Origin of the sequence: Luteimonas rhizosphaericola, assembly GCF_029888045.1 — a bacterium.
Lineage (GTDB): Bacteria > Pseudomonadota > Gammaproteobacteria > Xanthomonadales > Xanthomonadaceae > Luteimonas > Luteimonas rhizosphaericola.
Map to the genome: position 1 here is coordinate 42,446 of NZ_JARXRN010000028.1, position 21,093 is coordinate 63,538.

Below are 21,093 nucleotides of genomic sequence, written 5' to 3' on the forward strand. Positions count from 1 at the left end.
GAGGTCGTGGGCGGGGTGGTGGAGTCAGGGGCGCCGGGTCAGACCGGCATGTTCATCACGTCCTGGTAGGCCTGGACGAGGCGGTTGCGCACCTCGACCGTGGCCCGGAACGCGACCTGCGACTGCTGCATCGCGACCATCACCCGGGCCAGGTCCGCGCGCGGGTCGCCGAGTTCGAACGCCTGCTGCAGGGCGCCGGCATTGGCCTGGGTGGCGCTGACCTTGTCGATCGTGTTCGACAGCGTCTCGGCGAACCCCGGCGTGCCCTGGGCCTTGCCCGCGCCGCCCACTCCGCCCACGTCGATCGCGTTTGAGGGCGCGACGTCGGCGCGCGCGGCTCCGGTGCGCATCTCGTGCGCGCGGATCTGCGAAAGGATCGATGAGATGGCGTCGGACATCGCGTGGGCTGCCGGTCGGTCTGCAGGGGATCAGGCAAGTCCCGTGCCACGGCCGCGTCGGAAAGCCGCCGCGACGGCGTGGCTCAGGCCGCCGACGCCACGTCGCGGTCGATGCCGTACTTGCGCAGCTTCTCCACCAGGGTGGTGCGGCGCAGGCCCAGCAGCGGCGCGGCATGCGCGACCACGCCGCCGGCCTGGTCCAGCGCCGCGCGCAGCAGCTCCAGCTCGATCTCGGCCATGTGCCCGCGCAGGTCGATGCCCTGCGGCGGCAGCGTGGTGGTGGGGGAGAGCTGCGCCGGGTCCGGCGCGGTGGCCGCGTGCGGCGGTTCCACCACCGGCGGGGCGACCACCGGGGCCGGCGCGGCCGGCGGGTCGAACGCCTCGCCCGCGGCCGCGGCCGCGGCGCGGTAGCGCGCCGGCAGGTCGGCCGCGCGCACGGTGCCGCCCGGGTGCAGCACGGCCAGGCGCTCGAGCAGGTTGCTCAGCTCGCGCACGTTGCCCGGCCAGGCGTAGTGGCGCAGCACCGCGATCGCGTCGGAGGCCAGCGACACCTGGCCGCGGCCGGACTCGGACAGCTGGCGGGTGATCGCCGCCACCAGGTCGGGCAGGTCCTCGCCGCGCTCGCGCAGCGCCGGCATCTCGATCGGGAACACGTTGAGCCGGTAGAACAGGTCCTCGCGGAACTCGCCGTTGGCGATGCGTTCCTCGAGGTTGCGGTGGGTGGCCGCGATCACGCGCACGTCGCACTTGATGGTGGTGGTGCCGCCGACGCGCTCGAAGCAGCGCTCCTGCAGCACGCGCAGCAGCTTGACCTGCATCGGCAGCGACATGTCGCCGATCTCGTCGAGCAGCAGGGTGCCGCCCTCGGCCATCTCGAAGCGGCCCTTGCGCTGGGTCAGCGCGCCGGTGAACGAGCCCTTCTCGTGGCCGAACAGCTCGCTCTCGAGCAGGTCGGGCGGGATCGCGCCGCAGTTGATCGCCACGAACGGCTTGTCGCGGCGCGCCGAACGGGCGTGCAGCGCGCGCGAGGCGACTTCCTTGCCGGTACCCGACTCGCCCAGGATCAGCACCGTGGTGTCGTGCGGGGCGACCTGGTCGATCATGCGGTTGAGCTGCAGCGCGGCGGCGCTGCGGCCGGTGGGGCCGAAGGTCGGCACCTCGCGGCGGGCGTCGTCGTCCAGGCGCTTGAGGCTGGCGCGGCGCAGGGCTTCCTGCAGCTGGGTGCGGCGGATCGGGAACGCCAGCGGCCACACCGACTGCGGGTGGATGGCGGCGCGCCAGGCGGCATCGGCGGCGTGGCCGGGCAGCTCCAGCACCGGCGGGTGCAGCGCCTGCGCCGCGAGCCAGGTCGCGAACGCCTGCCACGAGGCGCCGTCGCCGACGTCGCCGACCACGATCGCGACCCAGTCGCTGGCGCGCGCGCGCGACAGGTCGATGTCGGCCGCGTCGTCGACCAGGCGCGGGGTGAAGTCCATGAACTCCAGCAGGGTGGCCACGCGCTCGGCGCGGGCGCCGTCCTGGTCGAGGACGAGGATACGGGACTCGCTCATGCCGACGCCTCCGTAGCGGTGCCGGTGTTGCCGTCGCTGGCCAGGGCCTCGAGCAGCGGCAGCACTTCGTGGATGTAGGCCAGCTTGCTGACGAACGCGTCGGCACCGGCGCGCAGCGCGTGCTCGCGGTGCTCGCCGTCGTCGAAGTGGCTGGCGATGACGATGTAGGGCGGGTCGTCCTGGGCCTTGATCAGGCGCGTGGCCTGCAGCCCGCCCATCTCGGGCATGGCCAGGTCCATCAGCACCACGTCCGGGCGCAGCACCTCGCACTGGGCGATCGCCTCCACCCCGTTGCCGGCGGTGCCGGCCACGGTCAGCCAGGACAGGCGGCGGAAGTGGCGCATCGCCGCGGAGATGAAGCCGGCATGGTCGTCGACCAGCAGCACGGAAATCTGGCGCATCAGGCGGTCTCCTGCCGGACCTGGCGCGGGGCCAGGCGCTGGCGTGCGCGGGCGGGGCCGATCGCCAGCTGGTCGCGGTACTTGGCCACGGTGCGGCGGGCGATGCGGATGCCCTGGCGGGCGAGGATGCCGGCGATCACGTCGTCGGCCAGCGGGGCGTTGGCGGGTTCGTCGTCGATCAGGCGCTTGACCATCGCCTTGACCGCGCTGCCGCTGACGTCGGCGCCTTCCAGGCGCACCGCGAACAGGCGCTTGAGTTCGAAGGTGCCGCGCGGGGTCTGGATGTACTTGCCGCTCACGATCCGCGAGACGGTGGATTCGTGCACGCCGATGCTGTCGGCGACCTCGCGCAGGGTCAGCGGCAGGATCGCCTCCGGGCCCTGGTCAAGAAAGGCGCCTTGGCGTTCGACCAGCACCTGCGCGGTGCGCAGCAGGGTCTCGTTGCGCATCGACACGCCGCGCACCAGCCAGCGTGCCTCGTCCAGCAGGCCGCGCAGCACGGTGTGCTCGCTGCCGGCCAGCGCGCGCTCGCAGTGCGGTGCCAGGCGCACGCGCGGCGCGGCGCGGCGGTTGAGCGCCACCCGCCAGGCGCCGCCGGCGTGCCAGGCGAGCACGTCGGGGACGATATGCTCGTGCACGTCGGACACCGGGGCCTGCACCGGGTGCGGGCGCAGGGCCAGGATCATCGCCAGCGCCGCGCGCACGAGGGCGGCTCCGGCGCCGGTGGCGGCGGCGATCGCGGCCTCGTCGTGGGCGGCCAGCAGGTCGACGTGGTCGGCCAGGATCCGCAGCGCCAGCGCGCGGGCGGCATCCTCGGGCAGCGCGCGAAGCTGCGCCGACAGGCATTCGCGGGCGTCGGCGGCGGCCATGCCCGGCCAGTCGCCGTGCAGCAGGCGCAGGCGCAGCACGCCGACGTCGCCGGCGCGGGCCGGGAACGCGGCGCGCGCGGCGGCCAGCAGGGCGTCGAGCGGCTGCTCGAGGTAGCCGCGGTCGTCGCAGTGGTCCAGCCACCAGGCCGCGACCTCGAGGTCGGCGGGCGCCCAGTGCAGGTCCAGCAGGCGCAGCAGGCGCAGGCGCGGATCGCTCGACTCGCCCTCGGCGATGCGCGCGGAAGCGTCGTCGTCGGCCGCGCCGACGCTGCCGCCGGACAGGAAGGCCGGCTCGGGCAGTTCGTCCCAGGCCGCCGCTTCGAGCGCCGCGGTCTCGGCGGTGGACTCGTCCTCGGGTTCGTCGCCGGGCTCTTCCTGCTCCAGCAGCGGGTTGCGCTCCAGCGCCTGGCGCAGCTCCTGTTCGAGCTGCGGCGCGGTCAGCTGCAGCAGCCGGATCGACTGCAGCAGCTGCGGCGTCAGGTTGACGCCCTGGACCATGCCGACGCGAAGACTTCCTTTCATGCCCCTGACTCCCGTGCGCCGGCAGGTCGCCGGCGAGTGGAGGCATCGTGAGCGTGTCGTGACGGTTTCCGAATCGGGGCGCACCCGGGTCCGGATCGGGGCGTTCCCGGTCCGATGTCGGGGAGTCCCCGACATCGCGTCATGTTTCCGACGCGGGGGGAGCAGAAGGTGACGCGAACCGACGCGCCGCGTCACCCGCGCTCAGGGGCGATCGTGCAGCCGCATGGCGATCCGGAGCAGTTCGCCGGCATTCCGGCAGCCCAGCGCCTCCATGATCCGCGCGCGGTGGGTTTCCACGGTCTTGACGCTGATTCCGAGGTCGCCGGCGATCTGCTTGGTGGTGCGGCCGGCGCCGATCGCGTCGAGGATCTCGCGCTGCCGCCGCGGCAGCGCGTCGACGTTGCCCTCGCCGCGGGCGCCGTTGCGCAACGCCTGCAATTGCGGTGCCTGGACGTGCGGGCTGAGGTAGGTGCGGCCGGCGGCGGCCGCGCGCAGGGCGATCTCGAGCTCGGCCGGGGCGGCCTCCTTGACCACGAAGCCCATCGCACCGCGCGCCAGCGCCTCGCGCACGTGCAGGGCGTCGTCGTGCATCGACATGATCACCACCGCGCTCTCGGGGCAGGTCGCGCGCAGTTCGGCCAGGGCGTCGAACCCGCTGCGCCCCGGCATCGACAGGTCCAGCAGCACGATGTGCGGCAGGGACTCGCGCGTGCGCAGCACCGCCTCGTCGGCGTTGCTGGCCTCGGCCACGACCTCGATGTCCGCGAACGACTCCAGCAACCGGCGCAGGCCGGCACGCACCAGCGTGTGGTCATCGCAGATCAGTACTCGCAGCAACGCTACCCCCTCCGCTTGCGCGCCCACCATAGCGCGCGTCGCGGGCACGCGTCGCGCACCCCCGCGAAGTGTGACAGGTTGCTCAGGTCTCGGGCCGCGGACGCCGGCTTTCCGCCACCGCGCGCCGATGGATCCGGAACAGGTGCCGCTCCAGCGCGGCTTCCAGCGCCGGCGGCAGCGGGTCGAACCGCAGCCACACGCGCAGCCCTTCGGCGGTCTGTTCGCGCGCGAGCTCGGTCGCCGGCAGCTGCAGCGTGGACGGCAGCCAGTCGGCGGGACGGACCCGCAGCAGGCCGCCTTCGGGCGCGTCGGGCGGCGGTTCGGACAGCAGCAGGCAGGCGCCGCGCGCCGACCACTGCAGGAAGCGCACCGGGTCGGCGTCCTCGTGCCGGACGAGGCTGGCGACCAGGGTGGTCAACAGGTCGAGCTTGGCCTCGATCCGCGGCAGCGCGTGGTCGCCGCCGCTTTCGGGCTCTTCGTTGCGTGGGCCGTCCTCGACCACCGCCAGCGCGCGCAGCAGCGCCTCGGCGCTCGCGGCCAGCACGGGGTCGGTGCGGCGCGGGCGCGGCACGAACGCCGCCGGCCGCAGTTCCTCGCAGCTCAGGCTGTCGCCGAACAGCAGCTCCGCGGCGGCGGCGGGCGTGGTCACGCCAGTTCCCGCAGCCACGCGCGTGCCCCGCGCTGGTCGTGGCCGAGCTTGTCGAGCGCGCGGCCGACCGCGTCGCGCGCGGACTGGATCTCGGCCGCCAACGCCTGCTGCGCCTGGAGCAGCGCGCGCCACGGCGCCTGCGGCTGGGTGCTGAAATCGACCGCGGACACGGCCGCGACCACGGCCTGGTCGTGCGCCTGCAGTAGGGCGGTGGCGCGGTCGAAGGCGTCGGCGGCGATCGCCGCGCGCACTTCGTCCACCGGCAGCACCGGGATCACGGCCCCACCGCCGGCGCGATCGCCAGCCAGGCCGATTCGATATCGCCAAGCAGGTCGTCGACCTCGAGCAGCGGCGCGGCGTCGTTCTCGACGTTGGCCGCGAGCAGCCGCCGCTGGGCATAGTCGTACAGCGCCTGCAGCCCGTCGGCGATCTCGCCGCCGGCCTCCAGGTTGAGCGCGCCGTTGAGCCCGCCGATGATCGCGCTGGCGTCGCTGATCGCCTGCGACTTGCGGGTGAGGTCGCCGCGCTGCAGGCAGGCCGCCGCCAGTCGCGCGCGTTCACGCGCGCCGGCGAGCATCAGGGCGATCAGCCGGTGCGGGCTGGCGTCCAGCGCGGCGCTGGACACGCCGGTCTGCCGGTACTGGTTGGCGAGGTTGCGGGCGTTCATGTCAGTCCGTGGAAGGGCGCGCGAGCTGCTGGGTGAGGAAATCGCTGCTGCTCTGGAGCGAGGTCAGCAGCACGTCCAGGGCGGTGAACTGGGTGCGGTAGCGGGCCTCGGCCTGGGTCATGCGGAAGTCGAGCGCGCTGCGCTGGCTGGACAGGGCCTTGCTGCGCTCCGACAGGCTGTCGCTGCGGCTCTCGAGCAGGCCGTCGGCCTCGACCAGGCGGTCGACCACCGCATCGAGCCGCCCGACCATGCCTTCGCCGCCGGCGAACACGCGCGCCGCGGCCTCGGGGCTGGCGAGCAGGCCCTTGTCGAACGCGGCCTCGTCGAGCTTGAGCGTGCCGTCCTTGTTGATGGTGACGCCCAGCGCCTTGAGGTCGGTGACGTTGTCGCCGACCACGTCGCGCAGTTCGCGGGTGGCGTTGCGCACCATGGCGTCGCCATTGAGCGCGGCCGCGACCCGGGTGCTGGTGTTGTAGGCGGTGGTCTGGGCGATGGTGCCGAGCGCGGCGTTGTAGGCGCTGACGAAGCTCTTCAGCGCGTTGCGCTGCAGGCCGGCGTCGCCTTCGATGCGCAGTTCGCGCACGGTGCCGGGCTCGGCCTTGGTGAGCGTGAGGCTCACGTTGTCGATCGCGTCGGAAATGGTGTTCGACGAGCTGGTGCGTTCGATGCCGTCGATGCGCACGCGCGCGTCTGCTGCGGGCAGCAGCTCGCTCAGGCCCGAGACGCCGTCGGGATCGTAGGCCAGCGCCGCCAGGCCGCCGTCGCCGCCGCTGGCGGTGACGGTGAGCGCGCCGGCGCTGCCGGTGTCGACCGCGTTGAGCACCAGGTGCGGGCCGTCATCGCCGGTGACGATGCTGGCGGTGACGGTCTTGCCGCCGGCCTTGGCGTTGATCGCGTCGCGGATGTCGGCCAGGGTGTTGTCGGGCGCGCTGATCTCGACCTCGATCGAGGTCTCGCCGGCGCCGATGGTCAGGGTGCCGGTGCCGACGGCGGCGTCGGTCGCGAACGCACCGGAGGTGAGTTTCTGCGCGCTGGCCAGCGCCAGCACTTCGATCTGGTAGCGGCCCGCCGGCGCGCCGGCCTGCGTGGTCGCGCTGAAGTTGGCTTCCGGCGGCAGGATCGCCTTGCGCGCCTGCAGGTTGGCCGGCGACGTCAGGGCGTTGACCGCGGTGCCCAGGGTGGAGAACGCGCTGCGCAGCGCGCCGATCGCCGAGACCTGGGCATTGACCTGGCGTTCGCCGCGGTCGATGCGGGCATCGGCCTGGCGGCGGTCGGCGGCGACCAGCTGCGCGACCATGCCCTGCACGTCGAGCTTGCCGACGTTGCCGATGACGGTGCTCATCGCGGCGCATCCCCGCGCGGCGTCGGGGCGGCGGCATGGGCCGGGCGTTCAGGGCGCTGGCGATGCATGGCGGGCTCCTCGACGGATGGGTTGCGGGTGTCGCGGCGGAACGGGCGCCGATGGCGCGGTGGAACGGAAATTCCGCAGGCGCTGCGCGAGCCGGGTCCGGCGTGCGCGGGGCGCGGCTTGCGCAGCGCCCGCGGGAAACGACACAACGTGTTGCTGCAGAGACTGGACGATGGGCGCGATGCGCGGATGCGTGCCACGCCCACCGGGAACCGTGGATGCGCGGGCGCGGCCTTCGCCGCGCCCGCGCCTGCCATCAGCGCAGCAGGCTCAGCACGCCCTGCGTGGACTGGTTGGCCTGGGCCAGCATCGCGGTACCGGCCTGCTGCAGGATCTGGTTGCGCGAGAGCGCCGCCGATTCCTTGGCGAAGTCGGCGTCCTGGATCCGGCTGCGGGCGGCCGACAGGTTCTCCGACGAGGTCGACAGGTTGGCCACGACCGAGGTGAAGCGGTTCTGCACCGCACCCATGTCGGCGCGCGCGGTGTTGATCGCGTTCAGCGCGGCGTCCATCGCCAGCATTGCGTTGTCGGCGCCTTCGGCGGTGGAGATGTTCAGGGAAGCGAAACCGGTCTGGGCGGAGCCCACCACGGCCTCGGTGCCGTTGGTGTGGCTGGCCACGAAGCCGGCCTCGGCGAACGAGCCCGCGGTGCCGAAATTGCCGGTCATCGTGATCGCCAGGTCGGTACCGTCGGCCTTGGTGAAGGCCAGGGTGCCGGCGGCGGCGGTGCCGGTGAAGGTGATGCCCGCGGCGGTGAGCGCGGCGGCATTGGTCGAGTCGGCGAGGCCGGCGTCGATCGCAGCGGCGTCGACCGTGGTCACCAGGCCACCGGCGGAGGTCTCGTCGACGATGTCGACGCCGCCGACGCTCAGGGTGAACGTCTGGCCGTCGGCCGTCGACAGCGCGGAGGTGAACGCGCCCGACACGCCGCTGGTGGTGGCGACGGCAGCGGTGGTGGCCGACGTCCAGCTGCCCAGCGCGCTCGAACGCGCGTCGACGATGCCGGAGATGTCGATCGTCTCGCCCTGGTTGGCGCCGACCTGGAAGCTCTGGTTCTGGAACGAGCCGTCGAGCAGCTTGACGTCGTTGAAGTTGGTGGTGCCGGCGACGCGGTCGATCTCGGACTTGAGCTGCTGGGCTTCGGCGTTCAGCGCGGCGCGGTCGGAAGCGGAGTTGGTGGCGTTGCGCGACTGCACGGCCAGCTCGCGGATGCGCTGCAGGTTGTTGCCGATCTCGGCCATCGCGCCTTCCGCCGTCTGCGACAGCGAGATGCCGTCGTTGGCGTTGCGGGCGGCCTGGTCCATGCCGCGGATCTGGGTGGTGAAGCGCTGCGAGATGGCGAGGCCGGCGGCGTCGTCCTTCGCGCTGTTGATGCGCAGGCCCGAGGACAGGCGCTGCAGGCTGGTGGCGAGGTCGGCGCCGGACGCCGTCAGGTTGCGCTGCGCATTGAGCGACATCACGTTGGTGTTGATGACAGACATCTGGGTATCTCCTGGAAGGTTGGGTCCGGCGGCGACGAGAAGGCTTAGCCGGTGTTCGCAGGGTGCTGACCGGGATTGGTCCTCGCCGCTGCTGTGATGGGTAACGGCGCCCGGCTGTCAAGCTTTAGGGCCGGGCGCGACCCAAACGAAAATCCGTTACATGCGGTCGAACAGCGACATCCGCTGCACGCTGAGCATCGTCTTCTGCGCCGCTTCCAGCGCGGTGAGCTGCAGCGACAGCCGGCTGGCGGCTTCCGCGAAATCCACGTCGCGCAGTTCCGACAGCGACTGGGTGAGAGTGAGGTCGCCCGCGCTGCGCGCGTCGAGCGCGGTGTCCAGCGCGGCCAGGCGCGAACCGGTGGTCGAGCGCAGCGCCAGCATGTGGTCCTGCGCGGTGGCCAGGTCGCCGATCGCGGCGCCGACGAGGTTGTCGCGGCGCGCGCGCTCGGTGCCGGTGGCGACGGGCGCCTCGAGCGCGGCGGCGAGGCCGTCGAGCGTGGCGAAGATGTCGCGCACGGGCGCCGGTGCGATGGTGAACGCGTCGCCGGCCGCGGGCGCGCCGGTCAGCGTGAGCTGCACGCCGGCGGCCTGCAGGGTCATGCCGTCGGTGTAGGCGCCGGTGGCGAGTTCGGTGCCCGCGCCGTCGAGCACGCGCCAGGTGTCGGCGTCGGTGAATTCCACCCGCAGCGGCGCGCCGCCCCAGGCCGAATGGTCGGCGATCGCGCTGGACTGCAGCACACCGGTCCCGGTGTTGCCGGCTGCCGCGCCGCCGCGCACCAGGCCGTCGCCGGTGCGCACGCGCAGGAACACCTCGCTGCCCGGGTTGCCGTCGGCGACCCACTGGTCGGGCGCCACTTCGACCCGGTTGTGGCCGTCGTCGCCGGCATACGTCACGCCGCCGGCGTTGTCGGCGAAGGGAATCACGCCATCGCGCGAGCCGGAGAACAGGCGCCGCCCGTTGCCGTCGTCGCGGTTGGCGATCGCCAGCAGTTCGGCGCGCACGGCGCGCAGTTCGACCGCGACCGATTTGCGGTCCTCGGCCGACATGCCGCCGCTGTTGGCCTGGATCGCCAGTTCGCGCGCGCGGTTGAGCTGGGTCCCCACGTCGGAGAGCGCCGATTCCTGCGAACGCAGGCGGTGCTCGACCAGGGTGGCGTTGCGGTCCTGCTGCTGCAGCTGCGTCAGCGCGTGATCCAGGCGCTGGGCGCGGGCCATCGCGGCCGGGTCGTCGGCGGCGCGCTGCAGCTTGTTCTGGCTCACCAGTTCCTGCTGGGTGCGGGCCACGCGCGCCTGCTGCTGCAGCATGCCCTGCAGGCCCTGGGCGTAGAGCCCGGCGGTGGAGATGCGCATGGTGCTCATGGCGGTCCTTTAGCGGCGCACGGCCGACAGCAGGGTCTGGAACATCGAATCGGCGGTGCTGATCACCTGCGCCGCGGCCTGGTAGGCCTGCTGGAAGCGCATCAGGTCGGCCGCTTCCTCGTCCAGGTTCACGCCGCTGACCGATTCGCGCTCGGCGGTGACCTGGGCGTGGATCGCGGTCTGCGCCTCCAGCCCGAGGCTGGCGTGGCGCGCCTCGGTGCCCACGCGCGCGGTGAACTGCGACAGGCCCGCGGTCAGCGAGGTGCTGCCGCCGTCGAGGATCGGGCGCTGGTCGAAGGCGCCCAGCGCCAGCGCGTTGCCGTTGTCGTTCGACCGCGGCGGCGTGCGCGCCAGCGCGAACGCATCGCCGGCGGCCGGCGCGCCTTCGAGCGTGAGCGACCAGCCGGGGCCGGTGATCGGGCTGCCGGCGGTGTAGGGATAGGGGCCGGCGCCGTCGACGGTGTACTGGTCGGCGTCGATGAATTCGATGCTGGCGCCGGCGAATCCGGCGAACGCCGCGGCATCGGTGACCTGCGCCGAGGTGGCGCGGGCGTTGCCGAGGTTGTTCGCATCGGCCGAGGCCTGCAGCGGCTTGGCCGCGGCGATCTGCGAGCCGTCGGTGAGCGCGACGCGCAGGCTGGCGGCGGCGTCGGCCGTGGGGCGCAGTGCGAAGCGGTCGCCCGCGGCGGGCGTGCCGGAGATCTCGAACGCGACCCCGGCCACGCGGAACGGATCGGCCGCGGTGCCGCTGCCGGTCATCGGCACGGCCTCGCCGGTGTCGGCGCGGGTGGCGGTCCAGCCGCCGTCGAAGCGCAGCACCAGGTCCTGCGCCTTGAGCGCGGACGCATCGTCCACGCGCGTGGTGACCGTGGCGCTGCCGGTGTTGCCGGTATGGGCGTCCACGCGCGGCGGCGAGAGCGCGAAGAAATCCGCGCCCGGCGCGCCGGTGAAGTCGACGCCGGCGCGGTGGGCGGCGTTGAACCCGGTCGCGAACACGGTCGCCAGGCGGCCGAGTTCGGCGCGCGCCGGGTCGAGCACGCGCTCGCGGAACTCGAACAGCCCGCCCAGTTCGCCCGACACGCTGGTCGAGGGCAGGCGCACCTTGCCGCTGGGGCCGTCAAGCGCCAGCTGCTGGCGGTCGGGCCGCATCGGGTCGGGCACGGTGGTCAGCTGCATCGCCTGCGCGCCGAGCACCAGCGGCTGGCCACCGGCGGTGAACACGCTCATCGTGCCGTCGGGCTGGGCCACGGTCTCGGCGCCGACCAGGCCGGCCAGGCGTTCGATGCGCAGCGCGCGGGCGTCGAGCAGGTCGGGCGCGACGTTGCGGCCGCCGTCGAGGATGGCGCGGTTGAGGCCGGCGATCTCGGTCGCCAGCTGGTTGGCGTCGGACACCACGGCCTGCAGGCGCTGCCCGGTTTCCTGCTCCAGCGACGACAGCTGTCCGTCGAGCGAGCGCCAGCGCCCGGCCAGCTGCTCGCCCGCGGCCAGCAGCTGGCTGCGCGCGGTGGCCGAACCGGGTTCGGCGGTGAGCGCGTCGGCGGCGGTGAAGAACGCAGACCACTGCGAGGACAGCCCGGTCGCGGGGTTGGACACCAGCGTGTCGATCCGGCCGGCCATCGCCGAGAGCTGGCCGAGGCGGCCGAGCTCGCCGGCGCTGTCGACCTGGCGCGCGAACACCAGACCATCGGCCAGGCGCTGCAGGCCGGCCACGTCCACGCCCTGGCCGATGTAGCTGTTGCCCTGGGCCTGGCCCGGGCGCGCCGCGAGGTCGACGCGCTGGCGGCTGTAGCCGGGGGTCGAGGCGTTGGCGACGTTGTGGCTGACCGTGCCCAGCGCGCGCTGGAACGCGAGCAGCGCGGAGGTTCCGGTGCCGAGCATGCCGGTCATGGCTTATCCCCTCGTGCCCGGCGCGGTGGCCCGGGCGATGGTGGCGGCGCCCGCGGCGTCGACGGGCGCGGCGCTGGCGTACTGCACGGCCGCGTCGCTGCGTGCCGGCATCGCGGCCAGCGCGCGGTTGAGCGTGGCCCCGTTGGCGATCGCGGTGATCTTGGCCGCGTACGACGGGTCGGTCGCGTAGCCGGCCTTCTGCAGCGCGCTGGCGAAGCGGTGCACGTCGTTGCCGGTGCCGCGCGCGGCGGCGTAGCGGTCCTTGCCGATCAGGCGGGTGTAGTCGGCGAAGCTCTCGGCCACCGAGCCGTAGGCGCGGAAGTCGGCGCGCTCGTTCACGCGCCTGCCGCCCACGAATTCGTGGGTGCCGGCGTTCATCCGGTCGCCCTTCCAGCCGCCGGTGGCCTTGATCCCGAACAGGTTCATCGACGAGGCGCCTTCGCGCCCGGCGAAGCGTCGGCCCCAGCCGGTTTCCAGCGCCGCCTGCGCGACGAGCGCCTTCGCCGGCACGCCGAGTTCGGCCGCGGCCTTCTGCGCCTGCGGCCAGATCGACTGCACGAACGCTTCCGGCGAGCTGGCGTCGAGCGGCGCGTCGTCGGCGACCGCCGCGGTGGACAGGTCGAAGCCGGGATCGGCCAGCGCCGGCTGCGGCGGCGCATGCGCCTGCAGGTCCAGGCCCGGCATCGACACGCCGCTGCGGGTGGGTGCCAGCGGCAGCATGCCGGACGTGCCGGCGGGCGAGAGCGGCAGCATGCCCGGCGGCTGGCCGTGCGTGCGCAGCGGCAGTGCGGCAGGCGCGGGTGCGGACGCGCCGGTGTCGCCGGCGCTGCCTTCGAGCTGGCGGATGATCATCGGCGCCAGGCCCAGGCCGCGGCCCTTGGTCAGCTCGCGCGCGAGCTGCTGGTCGTACATGTCGCGGTAGCGGGTGTCGCCGCCCAGGCCACCGTCGGGGGTGGCGCTGCGCATGGTCTTGAGCAGCATGTGCGCGAACTGGGCCTCCAGCTCGCGCGCCGCCTTCTCCACGTCCGCGCGCGGCGTGGCCTGCGACGGCGAGAGTTCGATCGCGGTGGCGGAGGGCAGGCGCATCAGCGGGCCGGGGTCCGGGTCGTGTCGCGGCGCGCGGCGCCGACCGGCGCCGCCGCTGCGTGCGGGGCACGGATGCGTGCGGCGGCGATGGCGGCGGTCCAGTGCATGCAGGCCAGGATGCAAGCCGCGTGCCGGGCGGCGGCCGGAACGGCGACGGGCACCGGCGACTGGCCGGTGCCCGTGCCCGCACGCGCGCCGCCCGCGGTCATATGACCTCGAGCTCGGCGCGCAGCGCGCCGGCGCGCTTGAGCGCCTCGAGGATCGCGACGATGTCGCCCGGCGCCGCGCCCACGGCGTTCACCGCGCGCACGATCGATTCCAGCGACGAACCGCCCTCGAACAGGAACATGCGGCCGCCGTCCTGGGTGACTTCCAGCGTCGACTGCGGCGCGACCACGGTCCCGCCGCGGCCGAACGCGCCCGGCTGGCTCACCTGCACGCCCTCGGTCACCGAGACGGTGAGCGAGCCGTGCGAGACCGCCGCCGGCAGCACCGAGACCTGGCCGCCCATCACCACGGTGCCGGTGCGGGCGTTGACGATCACCTTGGCCGCGGCTGCGCCCGGGGTGACGTCGAGCGCCTCGAGCTGGGCGAGGAAGCCGATGCGGTCGCCCGCCGGCGGCGTGACCTCGATGGTGACGCCGTCCAGCGCGCGCGCGCGGCCGGGGCCGAAGGCGCTGTCGATGGCCGAGACGATGCGCGCGGCGGTGGTGAAGTCGGACTGGCGCAGGTTGAGCGTCACCGGTGCTGCCTGGCCCGCGCCATGCGTGGCGCCGCCGGGCGCGGCGCGTTCGACGATCGCGCCGTTGGGAATGCTGCCGCCATTGGGCGCGTTGGTGGAGATGCGCGAGCCGTCGCGGCCCGAGGCGCCGAAGCCGCTGACCACCAGCGTGCCCTGCGCGATCGCGTAGACCTGGCCGTCGGCGCCCTTGAGCGGCGCCATCAGCAGGCTGCCGCCGCGCAGCGAACCGGCGTTGCCGATCGACGACACGGTGACGTCGATGGTCTGGCCGGGCTTCGCGAACGCGGGCAGTTCGGCCTGGATCGCCACCGCGGCCACGTTCTTCAGCTGCGGGTTCACGCCCGGCGGCAGGGTCACGCCGAGCTGGTCGAGCATGGTCTTCAGACTCTGCACGGTGAACTGGGTCTGGCTGGTGCGGTCGCCGCTGCCGTCCAGGCCCACCACCAGGCCGTAGCCCACCAGCGGGTTGCCGCGCACGCCGGCCACCTGGGCCAGGTCCTTGATCCGCTCCGCCTGCGCCGGCATCGCGAACGCCAGCGACGCGACCAGAACCACCGCGACCGTAGCCCGGATAAGGCCAAAGGCCGCATCCGGGGCCTTCGCCTGCCCCAACCACGCTTTCATCGAATCCAACCGGAACATGGCGCGGCCCTCAGTACGGGAATGCAGCGGAATTGAAGAACCGGGCCAGCCAGCCCATCGCGTTCGAACGTGCCAGCGTGCCGCGGCCTCCGTAGAGGATCTGGGCTTCGCCGACGCGGTCGGACGTGACGCGGTTGTCGGGACCGATATCGGCAACGCGTACCAGCCCTTGAATCTGGACCAGCTCATCGCCCTGGTTCAGGCGCATCTGCTTCTGCCCGGCTACCCGCAAGTTGCCGTTGCCCAGGTCCTCGACCACGCTCACGGTGATGTCGCCGGCCAGCTGGTTGCTCTGGGCGCTGTCGCCGGCGCCGGCGAAGTCGCGCGAGCCCTCGATCTCGGCCTGCAGCAGCGGGCGGCCGTTGTAGGTGACCGACTGCCCGAACAGGGTGGGCGCGGCCATGCCGACGCCGCTGTCCTTGGTGACCGAGGTGCGGGCGTTGGTCTTGGCGGTAGTGTTCTCCACCAGCACGATGGTCAGCAGGTCGCCGACGCCGCGCGCCTTGCTGTCCTGGAACAGGCGCAGGCCGCGCTGGGGACCGGCGGCCGTCGCGCTGGCGTAGATCGAGCCGCCGCCGTCGCCGCTGGCCGCCACCGTCATCGGCGCGGCCGCCGGATAGCCCGGCTGCGCCGCGGCCGCGTAGGCGGGTGCCGGGTAACCGGGCGCGTAGCCCGGCGCGCCGGCGGGCGCGGCGAACGGGCGCGCATCGCCCACCACCGTGGCGCAGCCGGTGAGGGCCAGCGCGAGGCCAATGCTCAGGAACGCTTTCATCGGCGTGCTCACAGTTTGTTGTTAAGGTAGGCGAGCATCGAATCGATGGTCGTGATCGCCTTGGCGTTGGTTTCGTACGCGCGCTGGGTCTCGATCATCGACACCAGCTCCTGCACGACGTTGACGTTCGAGCCTTCCAGCGAGCCCTGGACCAGCAGGCCCATGCCGTTCTCGCCGGGCGCGCCGCTCTGCGCCGGGCCGCTGGCGCCGGTCTCGATGTAGAGGTTCTCGCCCTTGGCCTGGAGGCCGGCGGGATTGACGAAGTCGGCGATGGTGAGCGCACCGACCTGCACCGCCTCGGCCTGGCCGGCGAGCTGTACGCTCACGGTGCCGTCGGCGCCGATGGTCACCGCCTGCGCGCCTTCGGGTAGCTGCAGGCCGGGCTGGATCGGGAAGCCGGAGTTGTTCACCAGCTCGCCCTGGGCGTTGATCTGGAAGCTGCCGTCGCGGGTGTAGGCGGTGCTGCCGTCGGGCATCAGCACTTCGAAGAAGCCGCGGCCGTTGATTGCCACGTCCAGCGCGCCACCGGTCTGGCCGAGGCTGCCCTGGGCGAATTCCTTCGAGGTCGCGGCCACGCGCACGCCGGTGCCGACCGACAGGCCGGTGGGCAGGGTGGTCTGTTCCGAGGTCGCGCCGCCGGGCTGGCGGGTGGTCTGGTACAGCAGGTCCTCGAAGCTGGCGCGGTCGCGCTTGAAGCCGGTGGTGTTGGTGTTGGCGAGGTTGTTGGAGATGACCGCCATGCGCGTCTGCTGCGCGTCGAGGCCGGTCTTGGCGATCCATAGAGCCTGGGTCATGGCGGGTTGCTCCGGTGGGCGCGCGTCAGCGCGAGGACAGCAGGGTGTTGGCCGCGCGGGCGGTCTCGTCACCGCTGTGCAAGACGCGTACCTGCATCTCGAACTGGCGGGCGAGTTCGATCATCGACACCAGGCTGCCGGCGGCGTCGACGTTGCTGCCTTCGCGCACGCCGGCGGTGAGCACGGTGCCGGCGGCCGGCGCGGGCGGCTGGGTGCCCGGGGCGGGGCGCATCAGCCCGTCCTCGCCGCGGACCATGTCGCGGGTGGCGGCGGCCACCACCTGCAGGCGGCCGGCTTCGGCCATGGTCGCCATCGGCTGGCCCTGCGGCACCACCGAGACGGTGCCGTCGCCGCCGATCTCGATCGCGTCGCTCGGCGGGATCGCCATCGGCGCGCCGCCGGCATCGAGCACCTGCAGCCCGCTGGCGGTGGTCAGCAGGCCGTTCTGGTTGAGCTTCAGGTCGCCGGCACGGGTGTAGGCCACCGCGCCGTTGCGGTCCTGCACCGCCAGCCAGTGGCCGGGCTGCAGGGCGACGTCGAGCGGGTTGCCGGTGGTGGTGAGCGCGCCGGGGGCGTCGCTGACGCCGAGCGTGCGCTGCACGGTGGCCACGCGCGAGGCGAAGCCCGGGCCCTCGACCGGCGAGGCGACGGTGCCGCTGAGCGTGGCCTGGAAGCCGGTGGTGTCGACGTTGGCGAGGTTGTGCGAGACCGCGGCCTGGCCGCGCAGGGTGGCGCTGGCGCCGGTCATCGCGATGTAGAGGGACTTGTCCATGCGGGCCTCGGTGCGGCGGTCGGTCGGGCGCGTGGCGCCCCGGTCCGGTGTCGCTGCAACTGCCGTGCCGCGGCGGCGTCGCGCCTGCCGTCGCCGCCGGCCGGGGCCGGCGGCGCGGGTTCGGTCAGCGGATGTTGATGACCGTCTGGGTCAGCTGGTCCTGGGCCTGGATCATCTGCGCGTTGGCCTGGAAGTTGCGCTGCGCGGTGATCATGTTCACCAGCTGCTCGGTCAGGTTGACGTTCGAGGCCTCCAGCGCGCCGCCCTGGATCTGGCCGAAGGACGCGGTGCCGGCGGCGCCGCGCAGCGCCTGGCCGGAGCCGAAGGTCTCGGCCCAGGCGTTGTCGCCGATCGGCTGCAGGCCCTGCGGGTTGGCGAAGTTGGTCAGCGCCACCTGTCCCAGCGCGGTGGATTCGCCGTTGCTGTAGCGGGCGCTGACCACGCCTTCCTCGGAGATCTCGATCGCGCTCAGGCGGCCGGTGGCATGGCCGTCCTGCACCAGCGCCGAGACGCCGAAGCGGTCGCCGTACTGGGTGGAGCCGTCGAACTCCAGGGTGATGTCCATCGGCCCGGCGCCGCCGGGCGGGGTGAACGTCGGCAGCGGGATCTCGCCGTTGGCCGGGACGACCAGCTCGCCGGTCTCCGAGTACTGCAGGGTCTGCGGGCCGCCCACGGTGACGCCATCGATCTGGCTGTGCACCTGCCACTCGTTCGGGTTGGCGGTGCGCACGAAGTACATCGACTGCGAATGCGCCGCGCCCAGCGAGTCGTACACCCGCACCGAGGTGGTGTGGTTGTAGGTTTCCGGGTCGTTCGGGTCGAACGGCGTGGTGGCCGGCGGCGTGGCATTGCCGGGCAGGTTCAGGCCGACGTCGATCTGGCCGGTGGCGCGCGGCGGCGCGTCGCCGGTGGCCAGGCGCAGGTCGGACATGCGGCCGGTGTCGAAGCCTTGGCCGCTGGCGTTGGGCAGGAACACCTGCAGCCGCTGCCCGGTCGGGTTGACCACGTAGCCCTCGCGATCGGCACCGAAGTTGCCGGCGCGGGTGTACGACAGCCCGGCGCCGCCGGACAGGGTGAAGAAGCCTTCGCCGGTCAGCGCCATGTCCAGCGACTTGCCGGTGTAGTCGACATTGCCCTGGGCGAACTGCTGGGCCACGCGCTGCAGCCGCGTGCCGGCGCCGATGGCGTTGTTCGACAGGCCGTAGCCGGACACCGCGAACACGTCGCCGAACTCGCCGCGCGAGGCCTTGAAGCCGGCGCTGTTGGCGTTGGCGATGTTGTTGGAGGTGATGTTGAGGTCGGCCGAGGCCGCGTTCATGCCGCTCAGCGAGATGAGGAAACTCATGGTGTGCTCCTGGGAAGGTCCGGCGCGCGCGCGGACGGGCGGGCCGGCGGTCAGCCGATGCGATGGATCGCGGAGAGCGGCACTGCGCCCAGGCCCGCGAGGTTGAGGGACAGTCCGGTGGGTTCGATCGTCACGCTGTCCACGCGCGCGCTGGCGCGCACGGCGAGCAGGTCGGCGTCGACGGCGGACGGATCGCTGCCGCCGGTGACGGCGCGGAAGCTGTAGGTGCCGGCCGCGACCGCGTTGCCGGCCTCGTCGCGCCCGTCCCACTCGAACGGGGTGGCGCCGGCGGCGCCGGCCTCCACGGTCATGCGGCGCACGCGGTTGCCATTGGCGTCGACCACGTCCAGCGTCACCGGCCCGGCCGAGCGCGCCGCGATCTCGCCGCGCAGCCCGGCGCCGGCGGCCAGGTCGACCGATTCGATGCCGACCACCGCCTCGCGGCCTACCAGCGCGGCCGCGCGCAGGGTCTGGTCGGATTCCATGACGCTGGCCATCGCCGCCATCGCGCCCTGCATCCCCTCGATGCCCTGGACGGTGGAGAACTGCGCCAGCTGGCCGAGGAACTGGTTGTTGTCCAGCGGCTTGAGCGGATCCTGGTTCTTCATCTGCTCGGTCATCAGGTGCAGGAAGTCGGCCTGGCCCAGCGTGGTGCTGCGCGCGGCCTGCTGCTGGCCGAGGCCGAGCGAGGCGTAGTCGGTGCCGTTGGCGATCGTGGTCATCGTGGATCCTCGTGAGGGCGCGCTCAGCGGCCCATGTTCAGGGTGGCCATGGCGAGTTCCTTGGCGCTGTTGAAGACCTCGACGTTGGCCTGGTAGCTGCGCGAGGCGGAGATCAGGTCCACCATCTGCGCCACCGGATCGATGTCGGGCGCGTAGACGTAGCCTTCGGCGTCGGCCAGCGGATGGCCGGGTTCGTAGCGCTTGAGCGGCTGCGCGGTGCTGTCGTTGACCGCGTCCACGCGCACCCCGGCCAGCGCCGGGTTGCCGTCGATCGGCGTGGCCGAGAACACCGGCTGCTTGGCGCGGAAGACGTCGTCGGGATTGCCGCTGACCGAGTTGGCGTTGGCCAGGTTGGAGGCGATGGTGCTCAGGCGCACCGACTGCGCATTCATCGCCGAACCGGCGACGTCGAAGATCGGCAGGTTGCTCATGGGCGGGCTCCGGTCATGGCGGTCACTGGCCGGTGATCGCGGTCAGCATGCCGCGCACCTTCGACTCGACGAACGACATCGAGGCGCGGTATTCGAGCGTGGCCTGGGCGTAGACCGCGTTCTCGCGATCGCCGTCGACGGTGTTGCCGTCCAGGCTGGGTTGTGACGAGGCGCGGGCGTAGCGGGCGCCTTCCGCGGCGCCGGTGATGGCGTCGCCGCCGGCCGCGGTGGCCGGGTGCAGCGCCGCCGAGAGCGCGCGGTTGAAGTCCAGGTCCACGGCCTTGTAGCCGGGGGTGTCGGCATTGGCGATGTTCGCGCTGAGCAGCTGCAGGCGCTGCTCGCGCAGGGCGAGCGCGGTGCCGTGGATGCCAAGGAAGTTGGACATGGGCCCTCCGTGGGGCGGAATACGCCCGGGAAGGCAGGCAAGCGGTGTGCCAGCGCGGCGGTTGCGGGGGTGTTGCAGCCGCCGCGTGCGGCCGGGCGGCCGGGCGGTCGCAAGGTCGGGGCGGCATGGACACCCGGCGAGGCTGCCTGGCGAACCGGTCCGGATGCGCGCTGGCGTCCGCCCCGCAGGATCGGACCGCCCGGGACGCCGCGCCCTGACTCACCGTCCGTGTGTCCTCAAGCGCCTCGCAAGGCGTTGAAACGACTGGACTTGTCCTCCGCCGCCGGGCACGCGGCCCGCGAACCCTGCCCGCTAGGCCAGCGCGCTCACCCGGGCCGAGACCCGCTGCGCCAGTTCGCGCTCGGAGTACTTGGGCACGAAGTCGTCCGCGCCCACGCGTTCGACCATCGCCTGGTTGAACACGCCCGACAGCGAGGTGTGCAGCAGCACGAACAGGCCGCGCAGGGCGGGGTCGCGACGGATTTCCGTCGTCAGGGTGTAGCCGTCCATCGCCGGCATCTCGATGTCGGAAATGACCATCGCGTAGCGGTTGCCGGGCGGCTCGCCGTTGCGCACCAGCGCCTGCAGGTGGTCCAGGGCCTGGCGCCCGTCGGACAGCAGCACCGCTTCGAGCCCGAGCTGTTCGAGCACGGTGCGGATCTGGTTGCGGGCCACGCGCGAGTCGTCCACCACCAGCACTTCGCGCGGCCCGCCGCCGGAGGGCAGGGCCGCGATGGTGCCCAGGTCGCTGCCGCGCGGGGCCGATTCGGCCAGCACGCTTTCCACGTCGATCAGCTGGATCAGCTCGCCCTGGTGGCGGGCGACGCCGGTGAGGTAGTGGCTGTCGCCGCCCAGGTCCGGCGGCGGCTGGATGTGTTCGACCGCGATGTTCACGATCCGGTCCACGCCGGCCACCAGGAAGCCCTGGACGGAGCGGTTGAACTCGGTGACCACCAGGTAATGCGGCTCGCCCGCGTCTTCGCCGTCGTGCCCGATCGCGCGCGCCAGGTCCAGCACCGGCACGCTGCGGCCGCGCACGTCGGCCGCGCCGGCGAAGGCGTGGGGCAGTTGCGGCAGGGTGAACAGCGGCGGCCGCTGCAGCACTTCCTTGACCTTGAACACGTTGACGCCAAAAAGCTGACGGCTGCCCAGCCGGAACAGCAGCAGCGCCAGCCGGTTGTGGCCGGCCAGCCGGGTGCGCTGGTCGATACGGTCAAGCAGGTCCTGGCTCATGGAGCAGTGTGTCGGCCGCGATCGGCGGATCTTGAGGGGTTCGGTTCGCTGCTCCCGACACTCGAGCTTCTCTCTCTGCACCGAAGCCCGCCACGGGCTTCGGATTGACGCCCCGCCCTGCTGGCCGGGTACCGCTTTTCCC

The 21,093-nt window shown here is 72.9% G+C and carries 22 protein-coding genes; all 22 read right to left on the reverse strand.

The annotated features are described in order from the left end of the window. Positions 1-38: 38 nt before the first annotated feature. Positions 39-398, reverse strand: a complete 360-nt coding sequence (gene fliE / locus QFW80_RS12750; RefSeq protein ID WP_280602357.1) for a flagellar hook-basal body complex protein FliE — start codon at positions 396-398, stop codon at positions 39-41. A gap of 83 nt (positions 399-481) precedes the next feature. Then, a complete protein-coding gene (locus QFW80_RS12755) occupies positions 482-1,948 on the reverse strand; it encodes a sigma-54 dependent transcriptional regulator (RefSeq protein WP_280602358.1) in 1,467 nt (488 codons plus the stop codon). Further along, a complete protein-coding gene (locus QFW80_RS12760) occupies positions 1,945-2,349 on the reverse strand; it encodes a response regulator (RefSeq protein WP_280602359.1) in 405 nt (134 codons plus the stop codon). The genes QFW80_RS12755 and QFW80_RS12760 overlap by 4 nt, the downstream gene beginning before the upstream one ends. After that, positions 2,349-3,740 (reverse strand): RNA polymerase factor sigma-54, encoded by a 1,392-nt coding sequence (gene rpoN, locus QFW80_RS12765; RefSeq protein ID WP_280602360.1) that lies wholly within the window; start codon positions 3,738-3,740, stop codon positions 2,349-2,351. The genes QFW80_RS12760 and rpoN overlap by 1 nt, the downstream gene beginning before the upstream one ends. 201 nt (positions 3,741-3,941) lie before the next feature. Continuing rightward, positions 3,942-4,607, reverse strand: coding sequence for a response regulator (locus tag QFW80_RS12770; RefSeq protein ID WP_280603052.1), 666 nt, complete (start codon positions 4,605-4,607; stop codon positions 3,942-3,944). Positions 4,608-4,659: 52 nt separating this feature from the next. Then, positions 4,660-5,226 carry a PilZ domain-containing protein gene (locus tag QFW80_RS12775; RefSeq protein ID WP_280602361.1) on the reverse strand — a complete coding sequence of 189 codons (567 nt, stop codon included), beginning with the start codon at positions 5,224-5,226 and terminating at the stop codon, positions 4,660-4,662. Beyond that, positions 5,223-5,504, reverse strand: a complete 282-nt coding sequence (locus QFW80_RS12780; protein WP_280602362.1) for a hypothetical protein — start codon at positions 5,502-5,504, stop codon at positions 5,223-5,225. The genes QFW80_RS12775 and QFW80_RS12780 overlap by 4 nt, the downstream gene beginning before the upstream one ends. Next, complete coding sequence (gene fliS / locus QFW80_RS12785) at positions 5,501-5,893, reverse strand: flagellar export chaperone FliS (protein ID WP_280602363.1); 393 nt, start codon at positions 5,891-5,893, stop codon at positions 5,501-5,503. The genes QFW80_RS12780 and fliS overlap by 4 nt, the downstream gene beginning before the upstream one ends. 1 nt (position 5,894) lies before the next feature. Beyond that, positions 5,895-7,235: a flagellar filament capping protein FliD gene (gene fliD, locus QFW80_RS12790; protein WP_280602364.1), complete on the reverse strand. Its 1,341-nt coding sequence runs from the start codon at positions 7,233-7,235 to the stop codon at positions 5,895-5,897. Positions 7,236-7,557: 322 nt separating this feature from the next. Next, a complete protein-coding gene (locus tag QFW80_RS12795; RefSeq protein ID WP_280602365.1) occupies positions 7,558-8,781 on the reverse strand; it encodes a flagellin in 1,224 nt (407 codons plus the stop codon). Between the two features lie 156 nt (positions 8,782-8,937). Further along, positions 8,938-10,140, reverse strand: coding sequence for a flagellar hook-associated protein FlgL (gene flgL, locus QFW80_RS12800; RefSeq protein ID WP_280602366.1), 1,203 nt, complete (start codon positions 10,138-10,140; stop codon positions 8,938-8,940). 9 nt (positions 10,141-10,149) lie between these two features. Continuing rightward, positions 10,150-12,027, reverse strand: a complete 1,878-nt coding sequence (flgK, locus tag QFW80_RS12805; protein ID WP_280602367.1) for a flagellar hook-associated protein FlgK — start codon at positions 12,025-12,027, stop codon at positions 10,150-10,152. Positions 12,028-12,030: 3 nt separating this feature from the next. After that, positions 12,031-13,113, reverse strand: a complete 1,083-nt coding sequence (gene flgJ / locus QFW80_RS12810; protein WP_280602368.1) for a flagellar assembly peptidoglycan hydrolase FlgJ — start codon at positions 13,111-13,113, stop codon at positions 12,031-12,033. A gap of 205 nt (positions 13,114-13,318) precedes the next feature. Further along, positions 13,319-14,380, reverse strand: coding sequence for a flagellar basal body P-ring protein FlgI (locus tag QFW80_RS12815; RefSeq protein WP_280603053.1), 1,062 nt, complete (start codon positions 14,378-14,380; stop codon positions 13,319-13,321). Between the two features lie 127 nt (positions 14,381-14,507). Continuing rightward, on the reverse strand, positions 14,508-15,269 hold the full coding sequence (locus tag QFW80_RS12820) for a flagellar basal body L-ring protein FlgH (RefSeq protein ID WP_280602369.1): 762 nt from the start codon (positions 15,267-15,269) through the stop codon (positions 14,508-14,510). 8 nt (positions 15,270-15,277) lie between these two features. After that, positions 15,278-16,063, reverse strand: a complete 786-nt coding sequence (gene flgG, locus QFW80_RS12825; protein WP_280602370.1) for a flagellar basal-body rod protein FlgG — start codon at positions 16,061-16,063, stop codon at positions 15,278-15,280. Positions 16,064-16,088: 25 nt separating this feature from the next. After that, positions 16,089-16,835, reverse strand: a complete 747-nt coding sequence (locus QFW80_RS12830; protein ID WP_280602371.1) for a flagellar basal body rod protein FlgF — start codon at positions 16,833-16,835, stop codon at positions 16,089-16,091. Between the two features lie 124 nt (positions 16,836-16,959). Beyond that, positions 16,960-18,180 carry a flagellar hook protein FlgE gene (gene flgE / locus QFW80_RS12835; protein WP_280602372.1) on the reverse strand — a complete coding sequence of 407 codons (1,221 nt, stop codon included), beginning with the start codon at positions 18,178-18,180 and terminating at the stop codon, positions 16,960-16,962. A gap of 50 nt (positions 18,181-18,230) precedes the next feature. Further along, positions 18,231-18,902, reverse strand: coding sequence for a flagellar hook assembly protein FlgD (locus QFW80_RS12840; RefSeq protein ID WP_280602373.1), 672 nt, complete (start codon positions 18,900-18,902; stop codon positions 18,231-18,233). 23 nt (positions 18,903-18,925) lie between these two features. Continuing rightward, positions 18,926-19,333, reverse strand: coding sequence for a flagellar basal body rod protein FlgC (gene flgC / locus QFW80_RS12845; RefSeq protein WP_280602374.1), 408 nt, complete (start codon positions 19,331-19,333; stop codon positions 18,926-18,928). A gap of 22 nt (positions 19,334-19,355) precedes the next feature. Further along, the gene (gene flgB, locus QFW80_RS12850; RefSeq protein WP_280602375.1) at positions 19,356-19,718 is read right to left on the reverse strand and encodes a flagellar basal body rod protein FlgB; all 363 of its coding nucleotides are present in this window, start codon (positions 19,716-19,718) and stop codon (positions 19,356-19,358) included. Between the two features lie 312 nt (positions 19,719-20,030). Next, positions 20,031-20,951, reverse strand: a complete 921-nt coding sequence (locus QFW80_RS12855; RefSeq protein WP_280602376.1) for a chemotaxis protein CheV — start codon at positions 20,949-20,951, stop codon at positions 20,031-20,033. Positions 20,952-21,093: the final 142 nt, after the last annotated feature.

Coding starts and splice junctions, on each gene's coding strand:
- flgE (WP_280602372.1), bottom strand. CDS start 18,180: ATGAGTTTCCTCATCTCGCTGAGCGGCATGAACGCGGCCTCGGCCGAC.
- QFW80_RS12795 (WP_280602365.1), bottom strand. CDS start 8,781: ATGTCTGTCATCAACACCAACGTGATGTCGCTCAATGCGCAGCGCAAC.
- flgJ (WP_280602368.1), bottom strand. CDS start 13,113: ATGCGCCTGCCCTCCGCCACCGCGATCGAACTCTCGCCGTCGCAGGCC.
- QFW80_RS12755 (WP_280602358.1), bottom strand. CDS start 1,948: ATGAGCGAGTCCCGTATCCTCGTCCTCGACCAGGACGGCGCCCGCGCC.
- fliD (WP_280602364.1), bottom strand. CDS start 7,235: ATGAGCACCGTCATCGGCAACGTCGGCAAGCTCGACGTGCAGGGCATG.
- QFW80_RS12830 (WP_280602371.1), bottom strand. CDS start 16,835: ATGGACAAGTCCCTCTACATCGCGATGACCGGCGCCAGCGCCACCCTG.
- QFW80_RS12820 (WP_280602369.1), bottom strand. CDS start 15,269: ATGAAAGCGTTCCTGAGCATTGGCCTCGCGCTGGCCCTCACCGGCTGC.
- QFW80_RS12770 (WP_280603052.1), bottom strand. CDS start 4,607: ATGGTGGGCGCGCAAGCGGAGGGGGTAGCGTTGCTGCGAGTACTGATC.
- flgK (WP_280602367.1), bottom strand. CDS start 12,027: ATGACCGGCATGCTCGGCACCGGAACCTCCGCGCTGCTCGCGTTCCAG.
- flgC (WP_280602374.1), bottom strand. CDS start 19,333: ATGAGCAACCTGCCGATCTTCGACGTCGCCGGTTCGGCGATGAATGCG.
- QFW80_RS12815 (WP_280603053.1), bottom strand. CDS start 14,380: ATGCCGGCGCAGGCGGAGCGGATCAAGGACCTGGCCCAGGTGGCCGGC.
- rpoN (WP_280602360.1), bottom strand. CDS start 3,740: ATGAAAGGAAGTCTTCGCGTCGGCATGGTCCAGGGCGTCAACCTGACG.
- QFW80_RS12760 (WP_280602359.1), bottom strand. CDS start 2,349: ATGCGCCAGATTTCCGTGCTGCTGGTCGACGACCATGCCGGCTTCATC.
- fliE (WP_280602357.1), bottom strand. CDS start 398: ATGTCCGACGCCATCTCATCGATCCTTTCGCAGATCCGCGCGCACGAG.
- flgL (WP_280602366.1), bottom strand. CDS start 10,140: ATGAGCACCATGCGCATCTCCACCGCCGGGCTCTACGCCCAGGGCCTG.
- QFW80_RS12855 (WP_280602376.1), bottom strand. CDS start 20,951: ATGAGCCAGGACCTGCTTGACCGTATCGACCAGCGCACCCGGCTGGCC.
- flgG (WP_280602370.1), bottom strand. CDS start 16,063: ATGACCCAGGCTCTATGGATCGCCAAGACCGGCCTCGACGCGCAGCAG.
- flgB (WP_280602375.1), bottom strand. CDS start 19,718: ATGTCCAACTTCCTTGGCATCCACGGCACCGCGCTCGCCCTGCGCGAG.
- QFW80_RS12840 (WP_280602373.1), bottom strand. CDS start 18,902: ATGACCACGATCGCCAACGGCACCGACTACGCCTCGCTCGGCCTCGGC.
- fliS (WP_280602363.1), bottom strand. CDS start 5,893: ATGAACGCCCGCAACCTCGCCAACCAGTACCGGCAGACCGGCGTGTCC.